Genomic DNA, 20,676 nt, shown 5'->3' with positions numbered 1-20,676 from the left:
GGCGGACAGGCTGGAACCAAAGAACATTTAAGGAGGTTGTACATTGCAAAAAATCATATTGTCGCTCGCTGCTGTTCTGTTGATGTCAGGTTGCGCAACGGATAATAAAAATGAAGTGTCTGAAAATAATGCGCAAAACAATATAACGAAAGTCAATAATACGACCATTAAGGAAGCAGACAGGAATACAGGTCAGCAAACTGCGGAAAGACTCACCGGTTTGGCTAAGTCCATTCCAGAGGTGAACGATGCCACCGCAGTCGTACTTGGCAAATACGCCATCGTCGGAATAGATATCGACCAAGATATTGAGCGTTCACAGGTTGGAACGATAAAGTACTCAGTCGGAGAAACTTTAAAACATGATCCTGACGGTGCTAGTGCCATCATCGTCGCTGACCCGGATTTAAATGAGCGGATCAGGGAGGTAGCCAAAGATATTAAAGACGGCAAACCGGTAACCGGGATCCTAAATGAACTCGCTGACATCACAAGCCGAGTCATCCCGGAGGTTCCTGGTGATATTTTAAGCCCAACGCCATCTAAGAACATCGAAAAGGAAAAAAATAAACTTGATGATGATACGGAAAGAAAAGAACTCGATAAAGAGCAAAATGATCAATCCAATCACTTTAAAGAATGAATTTACCCGACCCGAAATGAATCTTCGGGTCTTTTTCATATCCAACAATCAACTTCAACTGTTAGTTTCACTTTATCCTCGTTTTACCATAAAAATATTGGTATACTTAAAAGCATATTCAAATTGAAGTGAGGTTCAACTAATATGAAGGTTAAATGTGTAATATGCGATCAAATTGAATCTATACCTGACGATAGCCCAGAAGCGAAGAAACTTCGAAACCGTCCTATACATACCTATATGTGCAATACATGCAACCAACGCATAGAAGAGCGTACGAACGAGCGGATTGCTACCGGTAACTTCCGTCTTTATCGGACGATCAAAAATGAAGATGAGTGGTAGAACATTTCATAAAGTTACTCTGATTGGCCTGATCAATGGACTTCTGCTTGGATGGATAATGAAGTGGGTCGAAATGCTATCCGGTAAACAAGTGTATAAGCTTTTATTGAATGTGGATTTCCTCCCCCTAATGGGAGCGGTTTCCTGGAGTGTGGAATCATTATTCTTTTTCCACCTCCTTTTCTCACTGGCAATTACGTATAGTTACGTTTATTTTCTACATCCTTTGAAAGTTTTCAGGAAGTGGAACAAATACGCACTTGCTTTTATCGCGATCATTCCAGCGATCATGCTTTACTTCCCATTATCGGCGCTGTCAAAAACAGAAGTTGTCCTTCCTTCTGATTTGACAGCTTTCTTTTTGTGGACAATCTTACATCTTTTTTATGGACTTTCCCTCCCTAAAGCAATATAAAAAGAACCGTGCGTAAATCGCACGGTTCTTTTTATCATTACTCGATATTTTTATACTTTTCTGGCTCTAACTGAATTTGGTCTAACATGATATCAATCAATTCAATCGGATAACGCTGCTTTTTCATTTCGTCTCCCAAAAGGTACTCGACGAAATAAAAAGGTTCTGTTTTTGTAACCGAATCGATTATCACCTGATGATCGTCTTTCAGCATCTGCATGAAAAACATTTCTGTATCGCGTGCAGCTGAATCATCAGGCCTTGCATCACAGACAACTTTGATAGTCAACCAATTGTATAAAGCATCCTGTAATGATTTCATCATCTTAAGCCTGTTCTTCTTTTCTCGAATTATGAAGACGGATCCTATAAATCCCCAGAACAAGCGAAGCGATGACTAATGCCTCCCCCATAGGGAGAAACACCGCAAAGAAAGAAAGAAGGGTACATCCAAGTGCCATTACCACATAAATGACCACATTTTTTAGCAATGGTAACTTTTTGGCAAAACCTAACTGATAGACAAGGATGCATAATCCAAAGACCGTCAAATATAAATACCACATTCCTGCTTCAGGATTTTCATCCACTCTGTACAATGCTGCAAAAAATGATAATCGCTCTTGGATATCCAATCTTTTCTCCTCCTCTTGCTATTTATTTTTCTTCAATAGCAACTTTTTTTCTTTTAGCTGCTCTTTCACGCTCGTTTTTATCTAGAATTTTTTTACGAAGGCGGATTGAATCCGGAGTTACTTCACAGTACTCGTCATCGTTCAAATATTCCAGAGCTTCTTCAAGGGACATGATTCTTGGTTTTTTCATGGAAGAAGTTTGGTCTTTATTTGCTGAACGCATATTGGTCATTTGTTTCGCTTTAACGATATTAACAGTCAAATCGCTATCACGGTTATGTTCCCCGACGATCATGCCTTCATAAATATCCGTACCTGGCTCAACGAAAATAACACCGCGGTCTTCTACTTGCATAATACCGTATTGTGTAGTTTTTCCTGATTCCATGGATACAAGTACACCTTGGCGTCTTCCGCCGACTTGACCTTGTGCCATTGGTTGATAGCTGTCAAATGAATGGTTCATGATACCATATCCGCGTGTAATCGTTAAGAACTCAGTTGAATAGCCAATAAGTCCGCGAGCTGGGATCGTGAACAGTAAACGAACTTGACCGCTTCCGCTGTTGATCATATCCAATAATTCACCTTTACGGGCTCCCATTGATTCCATGATCGAACCAGTGTGCTCCTCAGGTACGTCGATTTGTACACGTTCAACCGGCTCACAACGGACACCATCAATCAAACGAACGATAACTTCCGGTTTAGAAACTTGCAGTTCATAACCTTCACGTCTCATGTTTTCGATCAGGATGGAAAGGTGAAGCTCCCCACGACCTGAAACAATCCAGACATCCGGAGAATCAGTATTTTCGACTCTTAAGCTGACATCAGTCTGCAATTGGTTTCTCAAACGCTCTTCAATTTTACGAGCTGTAACGAATTTACCTTCACGGCCTGCGAATGGGCTGTTATTTACAAGGAAAGTCATTTGTAATGTTGGCTCGTCAATACGCAGGATAGGTAGAGCTTCAGGGTGCTCGGTCGGACAAACCGTTTCCCCTACGTTAATATCCTCCATACCAGAAACGGCAATTAAATCACCGGCAACGGCTTCTTGGATTTCAACTTTCTTCAAGCCAATATAACCAAAGATTTTCGTTACACGGAATTGTTTAACCTTCCCATCAAGTTTCATTAATGAAACTTGTTGACCTACATGCATTTTACCGCGGAATACACGGCCAACGCCAATACGTCCTACATAATCATTATAGTCAAGTAAAGCCACTTGGAATTGAAGCGGTTCATCTGAGTTATCAATTGGTGCAGGGATCGTTTCGACGATTGTTTCGAAAAGTGGGGTCATGTCTTCTTCTTGTTTAGCAGGATCTGAATCCAAGCTCGCAGTACCAGCGATACCTGAAGTGAAGACAACTGGGAAGTCTAATTGTTCTTCTTCAGCTCCTAGTTCGATGAATAAGTCAATTACTTCATCGACCACTTCATTTGGACGTGCAGAATCTTTATCGATTTTGTTCACGACAACGATTGGCGTGATCTTTTGTTCCAATGCTTTTTTCAACACGAAGCGAGTTTGCGGCATACAGCCTTCATATGCATCAACAACAAGAAGAACGCCATCGACCATTTTCATGATCCGTTCCACTTCACCACCAAAGTCGGCATGACCAGGTGTATCCAAAATATTGATTCTTGTATCTTGGTATTGAACTGCTGTATTTTTCGCAAGAATCGTAATTCCGCGTTCTTTTTCAATCGCATTAGAATCCATCGCACGTTCTTCCACATGTTCATTTTCACGGAAAGTACCAGATTGCTTTAGCAACTGATCCACTAACGTCGTTTTACCATGGTCAACGTGAGCAATGATGGCTATATTACGAATATTTTCTCTTAATTTCAAAAAATTCACTCCTAAAAAAGTTTGTGTAAAACGTATCACTAGTATTAACTTACATATTATATCACAAACATACTAGAAACAAATACAGAAATTATGTACAATAGATATATTAGGGGTGATATTCATGAACATTAAATGGAATTTCTTAATATTAGCGGTATTGGCAACATCATGCATTGGCTCCATTGGCATCTTCATTGCTGAAAAAAGCTTGATTGGAATATTAGCTGCAATCGTTATTCTTTGCGGAATCATGGGGTTCGGTTTCACCCAGAAGAAGAAATTACGTGAAGCCGGGAAGTTATAATATAAAAAACTCGCTGGCAGACAGCGAGTTTTTTTTGTTAATTATTTCTATCTGGGACTTTTATCATGGCCGCAATAAGTCCTTGATACTAACAGCTGGAGTTTCCTGATAAGTATTTGTCAAATACTTCTTTGTGCAGCCCTGGTTTTGATACGAAAAGTGAGTCGCCTTTTAAAAAATCCAATTTGTCACCTTTCATATTACTAACTTCCCCGCCCACTTCCTCGACCAGTAAAACTCCCCCGGCAAAGTCCCAAGGCATGAGTCTCATGGTTATGTATGCATCAATCCTCCCAGCGGCCACGAATGCCAGCTCCAACGCTGCCGAGCCATAAGAACGTGTTCCTCTTGCATCCCGGACCAGCGGTGCCAAAAGACTCGGGTCGATCCTCCGGTTTTCCGTTACCCAGCTTGCATTAATGGAAATGATCGCTTTGCTTACCGATGCCTCTTCAAGAGATGGGAGCCTTTGATCATTCAGAAATGCTCCTTGTCCCTTAATCGCATGATATAATTCATCACTAAAGACATCATAAACCATGCCAATCTTTCCGATGCCATCCACATAAACCCCAAGAGAAATCGCAAAATTCCTCTGTTGATGAATGAAGTTCAAAGTTCCATCAATTGGATCGATGATCCACACCGTACCTTTTAGGTCTTTAATATCATTGCCCATTCCCTCTTCACCAAAAATGCGGTGTTCTGGAAAAGCTTCACCGATTTTTTCGCAAAAAAACTTTTCTATCCCCTTATCCATATTAGTTACCAAATCATTCGGATTCGTTTTCATTTCAATATTCAACTTGGTTTTGAAGGACGCCCTTAGCCTATTACCGGCTTCTTTCATCCATAACTTCGCATATGTATCCATTTCCTTGACCGATGCCATTATAATATCCCCGTCCTTTATGATCAGAAACTACATTAAAATGATCCTCTTTTAAAGATTAAAGCAAATATAGCTTGCCTTCAAGCTTTTAACATCTTAAATTTTCCATTTTTTTAACTGATGAGGAAAGAAGTTTCCTTGACTGCCCATCCATTAATCGTAATCATGATTTAGCCAGCAAGAATATTCTCCCTTACTTGACGTTCCCCTTCCTTATTAAAGGGACTCGAGACAAAATGAAATTCCACCTTATATATATTGGACATTTAATGAAAAACGGACACATTATTTTTTAATAAAATAAAGTGTCCGTTATCTATAATAAAATTCCTTGTATTGAAATTGATTCATTTCCTTAATTCATTCTCCTTCAAGGTCTCTGCAGCCAATCATTTACAAGGCTTTCAGTTTCAACAATTCCAAGCGGATTCGTTCTAGTCTTTGCTTGCATTGTGACCTCTTTTGGTCATTCTCTTCACCGATTGCTTCAAAAAGGGTTGCTAATTCATAGTCCATTTCCATTCTTAACACTGCAGCTCTATGTCTTTCAACTTCTTTAGCTTTTAATGCTTGGTTCATGACTTGTTTCATAATTAACATTCTCCCTTCGTTAATTAACGTAATTTTCTGAATTTATATTATCATATGACTTCCTACCTCAAATAGCAACTAATTTGTGTTATAACCTATAAGGAATTTTACATTGCCAACCCGAATCGTATTTTTTAAATTTTACTTTTACTTATGCTACAATATGTGCAGATATTACGGTAGGAGAGATGAAAATGAATATAGCAAGTTTTACAGCAGATGATTTTGATGTTTTTAAAATTGATGGATTGGAACCGCGCATGGATGCTTTAAAAGAACGGATCCAGCCTAAATTGCAAGCCCTAGGAGAGCACTTTTCTCAAAAGCTCTCAGTTATGACCGGCGATGAAATGCACCCTCATGTTGCAAAGCATGCTAGACGGACAGTGAATCCCCCTAATGATACATGGGTTGCTTTTGCTGCCAATAGCAGAGGTTATAAAATGATGCCGCATTTCCAAATCGGGTTATGGGAAACGCATATGTTCATCTGGTATGCCGTCATTTACGAAGCCCCTAATAAAATGGAAATCGGAAAGCATCTGGAGCAGCAGGCAGATCGATTGGTGAATAGCATTCCCTCCCATTATGTTTGGTCAATGGACCATACAAAACCTGATGTCATCCCTCATGATGGTCTTGGAGTAGATGATTTGAATTCAATGTTCACCCGTTTGCAAACGGTAAAGAAAGCCGAAATCCTATGCGGTATAAAAATTTCCCGTGATGACGCTATTAAGTTAAAAGATGATGATTTCATTGAAACCATTCAAGATGCGTTTGAACATCTTTTACCCTTATATCAATTAAATTAAACACATTGATTCCTATTCGGATCCAACAATAACTGGATAATATAAAAGGAGAGCCAAAGAGCTCTCCTCAGACTGTAGGCAAACTTGATCTGACCCAATAAAGTTAGACATATAATTTAAGCAGCTTCTAAGACCTGAGTTCGGTATTCTATCGGACTCAGGTCTTTTAATTTTACCTTCATTCGTTTGTGGTTATAGTAATGAATATAATCATCTAATTCCTTTTCAAAGTGCTCCATACTTTCAAACTCTTGGAGATAAAGCAATTCAGACTTTAACAAGCCAAAAAAGTTTTCAATGACTGCGTTATCTAAACAATTTCCCTTACGGGACATGCTTTGTATAATGCGGGAATCTTTTAAGGTTTTTTGATACTTCTTCATTTGATAATGCCACCCTTGATCCGAATGGAGGATGACCGTATCTTCTGGTTTTAGGTGTTTAATCGCCTCATCTAACATATCTCCAACAAGTTTATAAACAGGGCGTTTCATCACTTTGTAGGCAATAATTTCACCATTACATAAATCAAGGATAGGGGATAGGTAACGTTTCTCCCCAAATAAATGAAATTCCGTTACGTCTGTTACCCATTTTTGATTCATTTTCTCGGCTTGAAAATCACGTTGTAAAATATGGGGGGCAATTCGACCAACACGCCCCTTATACGAACGATACTTTTTCATACGGACTAAACATTTTACGCCCATTTCATTCATGAGGCGGTTGATGGTCTTTGGATTGTGAGAAAACCCATATTTTTTTAACTCTTTTGTGATACGACGATAACCGTAACGTCCTTTATGTTCATGATAGATAGACTGAATAGTGGCTTTTACCTTCGAATACTTATCTTCTCGATTCAAGCGTTTTTCCCAATAATAGTACGTGCTACGTGGAATATCAGCGACTTTAATTAAGGCCACAACCTCATAAATGGACTTTAGTTCATAAATTACTTGCGCTTTGATTTGGGTTGTAATTTTTCCTGCATTTGAACTAAAGTATTTAACTTTTTTAAATACGCATTCTCCATTTCTAGTTGTTTAATTCGTTCTTCAAGCTCTTTAACCGAACCTTCAATTTGTTTGGATGGATTGATATCTTTTTTCATGGATGGTCTCCCCTTTTTCTTAGAAATTAGGGCATCTAATCCATAGGCATTAACATTTATTCTCCACGTCCGAATTAGTGCTGGAGATGAAATATTAAACCTTGCGGCTGCGTCGTAAGAAGATATACCCGTTTCATTCATATAATTAAGTACATCCATTTTAAACTCCGTAGAATAACTTGTATAGGATTTCTTAAATCCATCGGCTCCTTGAATTTGGTATAAACGAACCCATCCTTGAATCACTTGATACGAAACTTCAAATATTTTTTGAAGATCCATATAGCTGTGCTTTCCTTCAAGGTAAAGTCGTGTAATGAATATTTTCTGTTCGGCAGAAAAATTAGCCATAAAAAACACCCCGTAAATGTTAGTTTGGTGTCTAACATTTACGGGGCAGTTCAACTCGATAATCATTGGGTTTGTCTACAGTTTTTTTAGGTTTTTAATAATTTGACCGTTGCCTCCAGGACTCGCTTTTCCGCCAGAGTCTCGTACACCCGTCCCAATCAACTATGTTTAAATTAGAACTCCTTTTGCCTATAAACTAAGGGCAGCCTGGGAGTCTCTCCATCCCTATTTTTGCACTAAACCTTTGCTTGCTTGAATCAAGTCTCTAATTCGGTCTTCCTTGCCTGTCTCGAAGCATTCGATGATCTTGCTGCCGACAATGACTCCATCGCAGTATTGTATGGCATCACGGATATGTTCTGGAGTCGATATGCCGAACCCGGCAAGAACGGGAACCGGACTTATCTCTTTTACTTTCTTTAAATAGCCTCCAAGTTCTTCTCCGAAGGCATCACGGGCACCTGTGATGCCTTTGACTGTAACTGCGTAGATGAAGCCCTCCGCCCCTGCGGTTATCTCAGTGATGCGCTCTTGCGGAGACGTGAGTGTCACAAGTCGGATAAGAACGATCCCTGCAGTTTTGATTGATGAAAAGATGGCTTCTTCTTCAATCGGTAAATCGGGGATGATGCACCCGGAAATTCCTGCTTGAAGACAGTCAGCCGTAAACTCTTTAAGTCCATAAGCCAGGATTGAATTCGTATATCCCATTAAAATAATGGGGATGTTCACATCATTTTTGATTTCCATTACTTTTTTCAGGACATCTTTTAAAGTTGTTCCATTTTTCAAAGAACGGATTCCAGCTTGTTGGATAACGGGTCCATCAGCGACAGGGTCAGAGAAAGGTATTCCTAGTTCAACGGCAGTCGCCCCGCTGTTTTCAAGGAAAAGAAGCTGGCTCTTTAACCGATCAAGACCTCCATCACCTGCCATGATATATGGTATGAATGCTTTTTCCTGCTTTGTTTGGCATTCTTCAAGCGCATTTGTTAATTTATTCATGTTCACTACCCCCCATCAATGATTGGACCGTTTCAACATCCTTATCACCACGGCCGGACAGGCAAATCACCAGTCCTGTTCCTTTCTCCATTTCTTTAGCAAGCTTTAAACCATAGGAAATGGCATGTGAACTTTCTAAAGCGGGGATGATCCCCTCCTCCCTTGAAAGCATCGCTAGGGCTTCCAAGGCTTCATCATCGGTTACTGAAGTATATTCCACCCGATTCGTATCTTTTAAGTAACTATGTTCAGGCCCTACCCCTGGATAATCCAGCCCTGCCGAAATAGAATGTGCCTCCTGGATCTGACCGTCCTCGTTCTGCAAAACATACATGAATGCCCCGTGGAGCACCCCAGGTTTCCCTTTAGTCAAACTTGAAGCATGCAACGGTGTATTAAGCCCATGCCCTGCCGCTTCCACTCCGTATAACTTTACCGTTTGGTCCTCAATGAAGGGATAAAACATCCCCATTGCATTACTTCCTCCGCCTATGCATGCAACTACTGCATCCGGCAGGGAATGAACCGCCTCAGAATATTGACGTTTTGTTTCATTCCCTATCACACTTTGAAAATCACGGACAATTACGGGGAATGGGTGCGGACCAAGAACTGATCCCATTATATAATGGGTGTCATCCACATTAGCCACCCAATATCGTAACGCTTCATTTACTGCATCCTTCAGTGTCCCGCTTCCTTGTGATACAGATATGACCTTGGCTCCCAAAAGCTCCATCCTGAATACATTCAATTTCTGTCTCCTGATATCTTCTTCCCCCATAAAGATGATGCATTCCAACTTTAGCAAAGCACACACAGTCGCCGTTGCAACCCCGTGCTGTCCTGCACCCGTTTCGGCAATCACTTTTTTCTTGCCCATTTTCTGAGTCAGCAAAGCCTGGCCGATCGTATTATTTATTTTGTGGGCTCCGGTATGATTCAAGTCTTCGCGCTTCAGATAAATGTCTGCACCGCCAGCCAGTCTCGTTAAGTTCTCCGCAAAATAAAGAGGGGTTTCCCGACCGATATATTGTTTCAGGTAATAACTTAGCTGCCTTTGGAATTCTGGATCATTTTTAGATTGTTCATATACTTCTTCAAGCTCCGTAATCGCCGCCATTAAAGTTTCTGGAACGAAGCGGCCTCCATATGCTCCAAAATGTCCAGTTTTATCAGGCTGTGTATAAGTATTCATCTATTCATTCCTCTTTTCCGGCTGTATTTTTTGCCTCATTGATAAATGCTTTCATTTTTACAGCATCTTTTAATCCGTTTGTTTCAACGCCACTTGCTACGTCAACTGCGAATGGTGAAACGGCATTTATCGCTTTTCCGACATTTTCCGGAGTCAGCCCACCGGCTAGAATTACCTTCTCCAGTGGCAGATCAGCTTTTCGAATCATATCCCAATCCAAAGTCAATCCCTTGCCGGATGCTCTCTTAGGAAGATCGACCAATAGATAATCCGCTGGGTATTCATGCAGGTTTTCAAAGTCTTTCTCTGTATGGATGGCAAAGGCCTTGATCACCGGCAGGGGCATTCTGCGGGCAAAGCTGGCAGACTCGTTACCATGAAGCTGAATATAATCCAATCCCGCAATTTCAGCACTTTTTATCACTTCTTGTTCAGTTTGATTGGCAAACACTCCGACCTTTTTAACATGGCCAGCTAGATTCGCTCCGAAATCTCCTACTATCTCCGGCTCAACCTTCCTGCTGCTCTCGGCAAAAATGAAACCAATGAAGTCTGCCCCGGAACTAACAGCAGTCTGAGCAGCTGCCAAAGTCTTTATCCCACAGATTTTCACTAACATATTAATCTCCTTATATACTCATTTGCAGTTCGGCCATCTTGTGCGGTAGATTTGATGCAGTCATGAGTGTCTCCCCGACCAAAACCGCTTTTGCACCAGCATCCTTTACACGCATCACATCTTCTTTTGTTTTGATCCCACTTTCACTGATAATGATATGGCGTTTGGGATCAAGCAACTTCGCCAGTCGTTCCGTTACAGCCAAATCCACTTTGAAGGTCTTTAAATTCCGATTGTTAATCCCTATGAGCTCTGCATTTAGCTCTAGAGCACGTTCCAGTTCGGCTTCATCATGGACTTCCGTCAATACTTCAAGCCCTTTCTTTTTTGCATATTGATATAATTCATGAAGGCGTTCTTTAGAAAGTGCTGCCACAATCAATAGAATGATAGTCGCACCTGCTCGATGGGCCCGATCGATTTGGATTTCATCGATGATGAAATCTTTGCACAACCTGGGAATTTGTATAGCCTCGCTTACGTTTCTCAAATCTGCAATGGATCCTTTAAAGAAAACCTCATCCGTCAATACGGATATCGCTGCAGCTCCGCCACTTTCATATGAAAGGGCCTGCTCGATCGGATTTACATTGATTTTAATGTCCCCCTTTGAAGGGGAAGCCCGTTTTATTTCCGCGATGACCGCCATCGATTTAGCCGTTTTCAAATTTTCCACCAAAGATGGTCTGACTATGTTGATCATGACCGAATCATCTAAGGCCCTTTCTTTTAATTTTGCGACTTCCACCTTTTTCTGTTCGATGATTTTCGTTAAGATATTTTCCATTACATGACCACCTTATTTCTATTGCCATAAGCAATCAGATTTTCTAACTTTGCAAGAGCCGATCCGCTATCAATGCTTTCTTTGGCCATGGAGATTCCTTTTTTGATCGTTGCTGCCGTACCATGTGCGTATAATCCCAATCCGGCATTCAATAAAACGGTATCACGATATGCACCTTTTTCCCCTTTGAGAAGCCTAAGCATGATATCGGCATTTTGTTTGGCGTCACCACCACGGATGGCATCATTTCCGTAAACCGGCAGATCCACTTCTTCAGGATGCAGCGTAAATGGGATAATATCTCCTTGCTCCAAAAGGACGAGTGAGTTTTCACCCTGCAGGCTCGCTTCATCCATGAACCCGGCACCGTTTATCACGACTGCGCGTTTTCTGCCCAATTTATGCAGAACTTCCGCAAAAAGCTCAAGCATATCGCGTCGATTGATTCCCATTAATTGCGTGTCGAGCTGGACTGGATTTGTCAGAGGACCGATAAGATTAAATATCGTCGGGATTTTCAGTTCTTTTCTCACTTTCATTATCCTTGCAATATTAGGGTGAACAGATGGGGCAAATAAGAATGTGATCCCATTTTCTTCCAACAGTTCCTTTAACATGTCAGGCTCCAAGTACAAATTAACGCCTAATGCTTCCAATACATCCGCACTTCCCGTTTTGCTTGAAATGCTGCGATTTCCATGTTTGGCAACCTTGACACCGGCCCCAGCAAGCACGAAGGCCGATGCTGTGCTTATATTGAAGCTTTGTGACCCATCTCCTCCCGTTCCGCAATTATCCATTACATTAAGGGAGCTTGTTTGTACACTTCTTGCTTCCTTTCTCATGACTCTGACAAGGCTTGCTATTTCACCTGCCGTTTCCCCTTTGGCTTTTAAGGCAATGATGAATGCTGCCATCTCGCTTTCGGAGATATCTTTAGAAAATAACGATTGGGCTGCTCTGCTCATCTCTTCTTCCGTCAATGTTTGACGCTCTGCTAACTTCGCTAAATACTCCTTCACCGCTAACTCCCCCAGTCGTTTTTTGTTTTATAGAATGGATTGTTCCTTTTCTGATTGAAAGGTACCGGCAATCTCATAAAATTGATGTAATAATTCCTTGCCGATTTTCGTCCCTATTGATTCAGGGTGGAACTGTAAACCGTAGAGAGGGAATTCCTGATGTTTAAGGGCCATGATTTCCCCATCATCCAGTGCCACTGCCGTCACAGTCAGTTCTTCTGGCAAACTCGCCCTTTCAACCACAAGGGAATGGTAGCGCATTACCGGGAATTGTAAGTCCTGTTTGGCAAAAACACCTGTTCCATCGTGTTCGATTACCGATGTTTTTCCATGCATGATTTGTTTCGCCCCAACAACATTCGCTCCAAAAACCGCCCCAATGGCCTGGTGCCCCAAACAAATGCCTAATAGCGGAACCTTCTCATAAAAATTGCGGATGATCTCCATACTGATTCCAGCATCTTCGGGCCTGCCCGGTCCCGGGGAAATGACGATTGCCATTGGATTCAGTTCCTCAATTTCCGCAAGGGTGATTTCGTCATTCCTTTTTACTACGATTTCTTTTTCCACTTCACCTAAATATTGATAAAGGTTGTATGTGAACGAGTCATAGTTATCAATTAATAAAATCATCTAGTGTGAACCTCCATTAAAGCGCGTGCTTTATTTTGTGTTTCTTCATATTCCGTTTTTGGATCTGAATCATATACGATTCCAGCCCCTGCCTGTACATAGGCCTTGCCACCTTTAATGATCATCGTCCGAATGGCTAAAGCCATATCAAGATCCCCTCCAAAACCTATGTAGCCTATCGAGCCCGAATACATCCCCCGTTTACAATTTTCCAGTTCATTGATCAGCTCCATTGCCCTGATTTTAGGAGCACCTGAAACTGTTCCGGCAGGAAGGCAGACCGTCAGTGCATCTAAACTCGTGTACCCTTCCCTAAGCTTTCCGCTAACCTTCGAAGCAATATGCATGACATGCTGATATCTTTGAATTTCCATTTCCTCGGTAAGGTGGATTGAACCGATTTCGCAAACCCTGCCAAGATCATTTCTACCTAAATCAACTAGCATCTTATGCTCGGCAAGTTCCTTCTCATCCATCAGCAGGCTTTTTTCGAAGCCCTTATCTTCTTCATCCGTTTTCCCTCTCGGCCTTGTGCCGGCAATGGGATTAACATGAACCATTCCTGATGAAACACTGATTAAACTTTCTGGAGAAGACCCAATGATTGTATATTCACCAAATTCTATATAAAACATATAAGGAGAGGGGTTGGCTAATCGCAAACGACGATAGGCGTCGAAAGGCTCCCCATCAAAGTCCGCTTTAAACCTTTGTGATAAAACAACTTGGAACACTTCACCAGCTATGATCGCCGATTTAGCTTCAAGGACCATTTTCTCGAATTCATCCTGACTGAAATTCGAATTGAATTCCAAATATTCCGACGATATTTCCTTTGACGGCTTGCTTGCCTGATTTATTTTATCCTTCATTCCCAATAAACTTTTTTCACTATCTTCTTCAGCAGTCAAAAGATGGATCTTCTGCAGAACATGATCGAATATATACAGTTCTTTATAAAAAAGAAAGTGAGCATCAGGCATTTGCAATGAATCAGGAGGAATCGGACCAATATTTTCATAAAGACGAATGATATCATAGCCCATATATCCGATTGCGCCACCGTTAAATGGCGGAAGATGTGTGGGAACCTCTTCTATTTCCACTAATAATTCTTTTTTTAGAAACTCGATGATATTGATGTCCTTAACGATTTGATCACCTGTTTCAATGTCTTTCACATTTACTCGGTCAGCAAGCGATGTCACCTCCAAATAAGGTTTTGAACCTAGATATGAGTAGCGGCCGTTGTCATGATGCGAATTCGAACTTTCCAATAAAAACTTCTGGTCACCATCTAATTTCTGAAATATGGCAATGGGTGTATGGATATCCCCTTCAATTGTATCCATTTTGAAACGGAGTACTTTTTTTTCATCCAAATTATTCATCTCTTGATTCCCTCCCGATTCTTATGCGCTCTTATAATCCCCCGGAGGGAAAACCCTTTTGGCCAAATGACCAGGTCTTCATTTCCTCTGGATATTTTCTTTAAAAGGTATATATATTGAAATTCCAATAAAAAAATCCCCTGCAAACACAAATATGTGTCTGCAGAGGACGGTATACCGCGGTGCCACCTCAAGTTGGAAAAATGCATCATTTTTCCCTCTCAAGCAAGAATTGAATTCTTGCGATTACCCTTTAACGGTGGCAGCCGAGTTTCCCTACTTATTTTCAAGAAACCACTCATAAGTCCATTCATCTTCTTATATCGTACCGGTTTCCACCTATTCCGGCTCTCTGTGACGCATCTAAAAAGATTACTACTCTCATTCATAGATTTAATTATCATTTTCAAAAAAACGCAAAAAGGGCCCTCATCCAAAGGACGAGGAACCCGTGGTACCACCTTAATTAGCTAAATTAGCTCACTTTACGGCATTAACATGCCTATCTCCATTAACGATGAGATAATCGCCAAAGCCTACTCCGTTCATCCGTTTCGGTTTGGGGCTCGGAAGTCCATTCGCTTAATTTCGTTCACCAGTTTTCAGCAACCACTGGCTCTCTGCAGAACATCATTAAGGTACTCTTCTTCGTCACTGCCTTTATCTTTTTCTTGATTATTATGTTAAAACAATCTTTTCAGTAAGTCAATGGAGTTTTCGAAAAATTATATTTTTAATGTTTCATTTTTATCCATTCCCCGTCATCGATTCCTTTTGCCTTCTTAATGACAAGATAGGCTGAATAGGTGCTGACTGACTCGAACTCATCCGTATACTTTTTTTCATCCGCCTTACCGGGGACTATTTCCTTGAATCTTCGGTAAGCCTTCATGAATTCTTCCTTTTGTATCTTATTTTCATAAGCCTTTTCTACTGCTTCAAAGAATTTAATCACATCTACGATTTCGTCAGTAGACCAATCAAGATCCATTGGATATTGATAATCCATATCCTAAACACGCTCCTTCTAGATAGTTTTTCATGTTGTCCGGCGGACCATGCATCATCAGTCTGCCCATTTTGAACGAATTGCTTCCGCCTGGTCGATAATCCGACTGAATAGTTCAGCAGTCGATGGTACATCATGAATCAGCCCCATCACTTGTCCAGCCCAGGCAAAGCCTTCACCTTCGACACCGTCATGAATATAACGCTGATTCGCTTTTCCACTTATGTATTCCTTCAATTGTTCATATCCGCCGTTTTCTTTTTCAATATCAAGAATCTTATCGGTCCAGCTGTTTGCAATTACCCTGGCTGGTGCACCAATGGACCGCTTGATGATAACGGTATCATTTTCCGTGCCGGAAACCAAGGCATTTTTATATAATTCATGTGCATGAACACACTCCTTGACAGCTATGAAACGTGTTCCCATCTCGATTCCTTCGGCACCAAGCGCCAACGCTGCCATCAAACCTCGTCCATCGCCAAAACCTCCAGACGCGATGACTGGAATTTTAACGGAGTCCACAACTTGAGGAATTAACACGGAGGTTCCAATATCATCACGCCCTAAATGTCCTCCGCCCTCCTGACCAACTACCATCACTGCATCTGCACCAAGCTGTTCAGCCTTCATTGCCTGCCTTCTTGCAGCAACAAGCACCAGTTTTTTCACTTGAGTGCCTTTAACGTAATCAAGAAAAGGGCCAGGGTTGCCACCGGTTACGGAAACAGCTGCAATTCCCTCTTTCAAGGCTGCTTCAAGCATGTGTTCATAAGGCCTCCCATGCTGGCCGATCGCAAAGTTCACACCAAACGGTTTATCCGTCAATGATTTTGTTTTTCTTATTTCTTCTATCAGCTGCTCCGGAGTGTCCAAGGACATGGCCGTCACCTGCCCTAGCCCGCCTGCATTCGACACTGCCGCAGCCAGGTCGGCATATGCTAAATGGGCCAATCCCCCCTGTATAATTGGGTATTGAATACCTAACAAATCGGTCACACGCGTTTCCCACTTCAAACTCCTCATCTCCCTTTTCATTTGCTGGATTGTTTATTTAGCTGAATCCAAATCATTAGCTTCATTATGGCAAATATTGTTTACCCGTTCAATTTTTAACTCACACATACAATATAAAAAAAGAAGAATTCTTGAGTAAATCAAGTTAATACTAGAAAAATGGATATTTATAAACTGCTGATAATTTTATTGGGCTCTTTAAAGACAAAGACATATATAAATTGTTTAAGTCAGGACATTAAATCACTCTAGGCATTTATTATAAGACGTGCTATAATTCATATGTTTTATGTCTATCCACAAGCTTACTAACCATACAAATGGAATCGGAGAAACATACGATCATTAATAGAAAGGGAGTAAAACCTCCCATATTTCGTACCTATTTTACTGAAAAGGGGCCACAAAGAATTGTCACAGAATGAAACACCCTTATACACTGCCTTATTGCAGCATGCAAAAAGAAATCCCGTTCAATTTCATATTCCAGGTCATAAAAAAGGAAAAGGAATGGACGCTGATTTCCGTAATTTCATTGGAGAAAATGCATTATCGATAGATTTAATCAATATCGCTCCACTCGATGATCTCCATCAGCCAAAGGGGATCATCAAACAAGCTCAGGATCTTGCCGCTGAAGCTTTTGGGGCAGATCACACATTCTTTTCCGTTCAAGGAACAAGTGGAGCAATCATGACCATGGTCATGACAGTCTGCGGACCTGGGGACAAAATCATCGTCCCAAGGAATGTACATAAATCCGTAATGTCTGCCATTGTATTTTCCGGAGCTGTTCCCATTTTCATCAATCCTGAAATAGATAAGGATTTGGGCATTTCACACGGAATCACCGTTGATGCCGTTGAAAAAACTTTAAGGGAACATAGCGATGCAAAAGGATTGCTTGTCATCAATCCCACGTATTTCGGCATTTCGGCTGATTTGCAAAAAATAGTGGAAGTTGCCCATTCCCACCAAATCCCAGTACTCGTAGATGAAGCACATGGTGTCCATATACACTTCCATGAAGACTTGCCGATGTCAGCCATGCAGGCTGGAGCGGATATGGCTGCTACTAGTGTTCATAAACTGGGCGGTTCACTAACGGGAAGTTCCATATTGAATGTTAAGACTGGATTGGTTTCCGCAAATCGTGTTCAAGCCATATTGAGCATGCTTACAACCACCTCAACCTCCTATATCCTTCTGGCTTCCCTGGATACGGCTAGAAGACAACTTGCGACTGTAGGCAGGGAAATGATCGATGAAGCGATCAATCTCGCAGGGTATATCCGTGAGGCCGTTAATGAGATTCCTTATCTTTACTGTGTCGGCAGCGAAATTCTCGAGAGCGAGGCAGCCTTTAGTTATGATCCGACAAAATTGATCATATCCATCAAGGAATTGAATATTACCGGATACGACGTTGAGAAATGGCTTCGTGAAAAGCATAATATCGAAGTGGAACTTTCCGACTTGTACAATATCCTTTGCCTGATAACACCTGGAGACACAAAAACAGAAGCGGACCTGCTGATCGCTGCCCTTAAAGACTTAGCGGATGAGTTTAAGGAAATGGCGGCTGAACATGAAAAGATCGAAGTCCTGCTTCCTGATACACCACCGCTGGCTTTATCACCCAGGGAGGCATTTTATGCAGAAACCGAAGTGGTTCCCATTGAGGAATCTGTCGGCAAAATCAGCGCTGAATTCATCATGGTTTACCCGCCTGGTATTCCGATCTTCATTCCAGGAGAATTGATTACTGAAGATAATATCAATTACATCCGGAAAAACATCGAGGCCGGACTTCCGGTTCAAGGCCCTGAGGACCCAGAAATAAAACATTTACGCATCATAAAAAATTGATTATCCCATCAAACCAGAGCAGAGTACTGCTCTGGTTTTTTTAACCTTTTATTATTAAGCACTGGCTTCTATAAAAAGGGTGCTCCAGGTTACAACCCTGAAACACCCTTACATTCTATTAATCTTGAAATCTTTTTTCCATTTATTTTTCAGAGGCAGCTGTATCACAGCATTGGCAGTTGTGATTGTGTGTGTATAATACACTTACTTTCTCATCTTCAAAATGTTCAATCGTGCTATTGCAAGTTTGACATACGATAGTTCCCATTTTTACAACCCCTTCCCCTATATTGTATGCATCATTGATATAATGTAACCGCTTTAAATGAATTATAATATAACACATTTATTATTTCAAGCTAAAAAGTATAACATATATACTTTTTCTCACTTAATGAACGATCATGTTGAAAGAAATGGATTCCAATCGTTCGTTAGACTGATTCTTTTTTCTAGGCTCTTTTCATAAAGATTGTTGTTTTTAAAACGAAACTATTTAAGGTTGATTGGAGCGGAAGTGCGAGACTCCTGCGGGAGCAGCGGGACAGATGAGACCCCACAGGCGTTTACGCCGAGGAGGCTCACCGCCCGCACCAAGGAAAGCGAGCATCTGGAGGGGAAATCAACCACACCGCACTACTTGGTAAATAGCAATAAAGTATGCGAAAACAGCCTTTTTTAAAACACGGGAATTTATTTATAAAGGGCCCTGGACTCAGTGCATCACACTCCTTGCTTTGGGATGGCAAGGTGAAAAAGGAATTTCGCCTTTTCATTTACATATAGATAGGTATATAATACATCCATAAAATGTTAAAATATTCTTACATCTTATCAATTGAAGGGGGATCTACATGTCTGAAAATGCCTATATCAAACTCGTTCCCGAGTCCGTGAAAGGAACTGTAACCATCGAAGACGTGAAAGAATTGCTGAACTATTATCAAATGATTACAGCGAAAACCGGAAAGCAATTGGATTGGGACTATGATAAGAAAGCATTTCCTTATGAAATGAAAGAACCGGAAAGAATGAAGGATAAGGCCTTATATCTCCAAGCCAAAGAAGATCGATATCACATGATATTGATAGGAGTTGACCAAGAAGTCGTAAAAGATGAAGATGGATCAGATCGGATCCAATCCTATATCCAATTCACCCTCCCTGACACAGCAACTTTCGGTGATAAGGGAAAAGCTAATGAATTGTGCAAATTCCTTGCAAAGAAATTACGGGCACAGCTGCATCTCTTCAATAAACGGGTGATGTATTATTATCCGAGGAAATAAAAAAACCTGCGAATGCCGAAATTGGCTCATGCAGGCGTTTCAATTAATTTTGGATCAAGGAACTCATAGCCTTTCTTTTGAAAACCTTTCACGATATCCTCTATCGCTTCACTCGTCCATTTCCGGTCATGCATCAGTAAGTTCGCCCCATTTCCCAAATAAGGGCTGTTCAACATGATTTCCGTTAAAGCTTTTTTATCTTGATACTCTTTTTCCCAGTCATAGCCGTAAGTCCAATTCATGACCAACATTTTTTCTTTCTCAGCGACTTTTTTTGAATGCTCGGTATTCGAACCAAATGGCGCCCTGAAGTACTTAGGGCGTACCCCTATTATTCCCTCAACCAAATTGTTCAATTTTACGATTTCCCGCTCTTGTTCCTTTTCGTTCAACTCTTTTAAATTTACATGGGAATACGTATGATTTCCTATGGAAAAACCCATTTCATGAATTTCTTTCAGCATCGCTTTATTTTCATCATTTTCAAGAAAGTGACCGTTCACGAAAAATATCGCAGGTACTTCTAGTCGCTTCAGGGTTTGGGCGATTGCCAGGGAATATTTATCAGGTGCATCATCAAATGTCAACAACACAACTTTCGGATTTGCATCCCCAATCGGTTTAAATGACCAATTCTCTTTATCCACCCGATATTCTGCCTTTACATTCCCTTCGCCAATCGTTTGTGACGTTTCTGTTTCCAAATCTTTCTCTTGCTGACTTTCATCTTGGACCGTTGTCGTCGTTTCGACACTTTTTTCACTCTCATTTTCAGTTTGATCGGAACTCGGGTCATTACAAGCCATCAATAAAAATGATACTAATGTAAATAATGCCACTACTTTGTTAAACATGATAC

The 20,676-nt window shown here is 41.0% G+C and carries 24 protein-coding genes and 2 other annotated features; of the genes, 7 read left to right on the top strand and 17 right to left on the bottom strand.

Going from position 1 to position 20,676, the window contains the following annotated elements; translation table 11 throughout:
- Positions 1 to 43: 43 nt before the first annotated feature.
- The 3 genes from ACJ9PY_RS07580 (at position 44) to ACJ9PY_RS07570 (ending at position 1,403) form a co-directional block, all read left to right on the top strand.
- Positions 44 to 643, top strand: a complete 600-nt coding sequence (locus ACJ9PY_RS07580; RefSeq protein WP_411739733.1) for a YhcN/YlaJ family sporulation lipoprotein — start codon at positions 44 to 46, stop codon at positions 641 to 643.
- 144 nt (positions 644 to 787) lie between these two features.
- Positions 788 to 988 carry a YlaI family protein gene (locus ACJ9PY_RS07575; protein ID WP_072272690.1) on the top strand — a complete coding sequence of 67 codons (201 nt, stop codon included), beginning with the start codon at positions 788 to 790 and terminating at the stop codon, positions 986 to 988.
- Positions 972 to 1,403: a hypothetical protein gene (locus ACJ9PY_RS07570; RefSeq protein WP_098865204.1), complete on the top strand. Its 432-nt coding sequence runs from the start codon at positions 972 to 974 to the stop codon at positions 1,401 to 1,403. The genes ACJ9PY_RS07575 and ACJ9PY_RS07570 overlap by 17 nt, the downstream gene beginning before the upstream one ends.
- A 37-nt stretch (positions 1,404 to 1,440) precedes the next feature.
- Here the strand turns inward: ACJ9PY_RS07570 and ACJ9PY_RS07565 are convergent, their stop codons facing one another.
- The 3 genes from ACJ9PY_RS07565 to typA are packed head-to-tail and all read right to left on the bottom strand — an operon-like array spanning position 1,441 to position 3,908.
- Positions 1,441 to 1,725 carry a hypothetical protein gene (locus ACJ9PY_RS07565; RefSeq protein WP_034315418.1) on the bottom strand — a complete coding sequence of 95 codons (285 nt, stop codon included), beginning with the start codon at positions 1,723 to 1,725 and terminating at the stop codon, positions 1,441 to 1,443.
- A 4-nt stretch (positions 1,726 to 1,729) separates the two neighbouring features.
- Positions 1,730 to 2,038 (bottom strand): YlaH-like family protein, encoded by a 309-nt coding sequence (locus ACJ9PY_RS07560; protein ID WP_034314008.1) that lies wholly within the window; start codon positions 2,036 to 2,038, stop codon positions 1,730 to 1,732.
- Positions 2,039 to 2,060: 22 nt separating this feature from the next.
- Positions 2,061 to 3,908: a translational GTPase TypA gene (gene typA, locus ACJ9PY_RS07555; RefSeq protein ID WP_034314011.1), complete on the bottom strand. Its 1,848-nt coding sequence runs from the start codon at positions 3,906 to 3,908 to the stop codon at positions 2,061 to 2,063.
- A gap of 124 nt (positions 3,909 to 4,032) precedes the next feature.
- On the opposite strand from typA, the gene ACJ9PY_RS07550 reads away from it, so the two are divergent.
- Entirely contained in the window at positions 4,033 to 4,215 is a 183-nt protein-coding gene (locus tag ACJ9PY_RS07550; protein WP_057278468.1) for a YlaF family protein, read from the top strand.
- 88 nt (positions 4,216 to 4,303) lie between these two features.
- Here ACJ9PY_RS07550 and ACJ9PY_RS07545 read toward each other — a convergent pair whose 3' ends face one another.
- The gene (locus ACJ9PY_RS07545; RefSeq protein WP_400449588.1) at positions 4,304 to 5,107 is read right to left on the bottom strand and encodes an inositol monophosphatase family protein; all 804 of its coding nucleotides are present in this window, start codon (positions 5,105 to 5,107) and stop codon (positions 4,304 to 4,306) included.
- A gap of 393 nt (positions 5,108 to 5,500) precedes the next feature.
- Positions 5,501 to 5,698 (bottom strand): hypothetical protein, encoded by a 198-nt coding sequence (locus ACJ9PY_RS07540; protein ID WP_034314018.1) that lies wholly within the window; start codon positions 5,696 to 5,698, stop codon positions 5,501 to 5,503.
- Positions 5,699 to 5,892: 194 nt separating this feature from the next.
- Here ACJ9PY_RS07540 and ACJ9PY_RS07535 point away from each other — a divergent pair, with 194 nt between their 5' ends.
- Positions 5,893 to 6,513 carry a YktB family protein gene (locus ACJ9PY_RS07535; protein ID WP_096338294.1) on the top strand — a complete coding sequence of 207 codons (621 nt, stop codon included), beginning with the start codon at positions 5,893 to 5,895 and terminating at the stop codon, positions 6,511 to 6,513.
- A gap of 116 nt (positions 6,514 to 6,629) precedes the next feature.
- Here ACJ9PY_RS07535 and ACJ9PY_RS07530 read toward each other — a convergent pair.
- The 10 genes from ACJ9PY_RS07530 to ACJ9PY_RS07485 all read right to left on the bottom strand — a co-directional run bounded on the left by ACJ9PY_RS07530 (position 6,630) and on the right by ACJ9PY_RS07485 (position 16,659).
- Positions 6,630 to 7,978 (bottom strand): IS3 family transposase gene (locus ACJ9PY_RS07530; RefSeq protein ID WP_411738344.1). Its coding sequence is split into 2 segments (ribosomal slippage): positions 6,630 to 7,519 and positions 7,519 to 7,978, totalling 1,350 coding nucleotides; the frame shifts between segments, so codons are not numbered across the junction.
- 225 nt (positions 7,979 to 8,203) lie between these two features.
- Positions 8,204 to 8,983, bottom strand: coding sequence for a tryptophan synthase subunit alpha (trpA, locus tag ACJ9PY_RS07525; RefSeq protein WP_098865207.1), 780 nt, complete (start codon positions 8,981 to 8,983; stop codon positions 8,204 to 8,206).
- Complete coding sequence (gene trpB / locus ACJ9PY_RS07520) at positions 8,976 to 10,181, bottom strand: tryptophan synthase subunit beta (RefSeq protein ID WP_411739732.1); 1,206 nt, start codon at positions 10,179 to 10,181, stop codon at positions 8,976 to 8,978. The genes trpA and trpB overlap by 8 nt, the downstream gene beginning before the upstream one ends.
- 4 nt (positions 10,182 to 10,185) lie before the next feature.
- Complete coding sequence (locus ACJ9PY_RS07515) at positions 10,186 to 10,800, bottom strand: phosphoribosylanthranilate isomerase (protein ID WP_411739731.1); 615 nt, start codon at positions 10,798 to 10,800, stop codon at positions 10,186 to 10,188.
- Between the two features lie 10 nt (positions 10,801 to 10,810).
- Positions 10,811 to 11,587: an indole-3-glycerol phosphate synthase TrpC gene (trpC, locus tag ACJ9PY_RS07510; protein ID WP_034314029.1), complete on the bottom strand. Its 777-nt coding sequence runs from the start codon at positions 11,585 to 11,587 to the stop codon at positions 10,811 to 10,813.
- Entirely contained in the window at positions 11,587 to 12,609 is a 1,023-nt protein-coding gene (trpD, locus tag ACJ9PY_RS07505; RefSeq protein WP_048687068.1) for an anthranilate phosphoribosyltransferase, read from the bottom strand. The genes trpC and trpD overlap by 1 nt, the downstream gene beginning before the upstream one ends.
- 27 nt (positions 12,610 to 12,636) lie before the next feature.
- Positions 12,637 to 13,242 (bottom strand): anthranilate synthase component II, encoded by a 606-nt coding sequence (locus ACJ9PY_RS07500; RefSeq protein WP_063576936.1) that lies wholly within the window; start codon positions 13,240 to 13,242, stop codon positions 12,637 to 12,639.
- Positions 13,239 to 14,633 (bottom strand): anthranilate synthase component I, encoded by a 1,395-nt coding sequence (gene trpE, locus ACJ9PY_RS07495; RefSeq protein WP_187050711.1) that lies wholly within the window; start codon positions 14,631 to 14,633, stop codon positions 13,239 to 13,241. Before trpE ends, ACJ9PY_RS07500 begins: the two co-directional genes overlap by 4 nt.
- A 162-nt stretch (positions 14,634 to 14,795) precedes the next feature.
- Positions 14,796 to 15,031 (bottom strand) — a binding site (T-box leader).
- 35 nt (positions 15,032 to 15,066) lie between these two features.
- Positions 15,067 to 15,297: a binding site (T-box leader), on the bottom strand.
- 69 nt (positions 15,298 to 15,366) lie between these two features.
- Positions 15,367 to 15,642: a UPF0223 family protein gene (locus ACJ9PY_RS07490; RefSeq protein WP_048687073.1), complete on the bottom strand. Its 276-nt coding sequence runs from the start codon at positions 15,640 to 15,642 to the stop codon at positions 15,367 to 15,369.
- A 57-nt stretch (positions 15,643 to 15,699) separates the two neighbouring features.
- Complete coding sequence (locus ACJ9PY_RS07485) at positions 15,700 to 16,659, bottom strand: NAD(P)H-dependent flavin oxidoreductase (protein ID WP_063576938.1); 960 nt, start codon at positions 16,657 to 16,659, stop codon at positions 15,700 to 15,702.
- 411 nt (positions 16,660 to 17,070) lie between these two features.
- Between ACJ9PY_RS07485 and ACJ9PY_RS07480 the strand changes: the two genes are divergently transcribed.
- The gene (locus tag ACJ9PY_RS07480) at positions 17,071 to 18,528 is read left to right on the top strand and encodes an aminotransferase class I/II-fold pyridoxal phosphate-dependent enzyme (protein WP_096338298.1); all 1,458 of its coding nucleotides are present in this window, start codon (positions 17,071 to 17,073) and stop codon (positions 18,526 to 18,528) included.
- Between the two features lie 142 nt (positions 18,529 to 18,670).
- Here ACJ9PY_RS07480 and ACJ9PY_RS07475 read toward each other — a convergent pair whose 3' ends face one another.
- On the bottom strand, positions 18,671 to 18,796 hold the full coding sequence (locus ACJ9PY_RS07475; RefSeq protein ID WP_081108747.1) for a GapA-binding peptide SR1P: 126 nt from the start codon (positions 18,794 to 18,796) through the stop codon (positions 18,671 to 18,673).
- A gap of 586 nt (positions 18,797 to 19,382) precedes the next feature.
- Here ACJ9PY_RS07475 and ACJ9PY_RS07470 point away from each other — a divergent pair.
- Positions 19,383 to 19,817, top strand: a complete 435-nt coding sequence (locus tag ACJ9PY_RS07470; protein WP_187050710.1) for a DUF1885 family protein — start codon at positions 19,383 to 19,385, stop codon at positions 19,815 to 19,817.
- A gap of 26 nt (positions 19,818 to 19,843) precedes the next feature.
- Here the strand turns inward: ACJ9PY_RS07470 and ACJ9PY_RS07465 are convergent, their stop codons facing one another.
- Positions 19,844 to 20,671: a polysaccharide deacetylase family protein gene (locus ACJ9PY_RS07465; RefSeq protein WP_145504963.1), complete on the bottom strand. Its 828-nt coding sequence runs from the start codon at positions 20,669 to 20,671 to the stop codon at positions 19,844 to 19,846.
- Positions 20,672 to 20,676: the final 5 nt, after the last annotated feature.

It is taken from the genome of Peribacillus sp. S4 (assembly GCF_046715815.1).
Classification (GTDB): domain Bacteria; phylum Bacillota; class Bacilli; order Bacillales; family DSM-1321; genus Peribacillus; species Peribacillus frigoritolerans.
The sequence above is the reverse complement of the archived record's forward strand: the minus strand, read 5'-3'. Positions and strand labels throughout refer to the sequence as shown.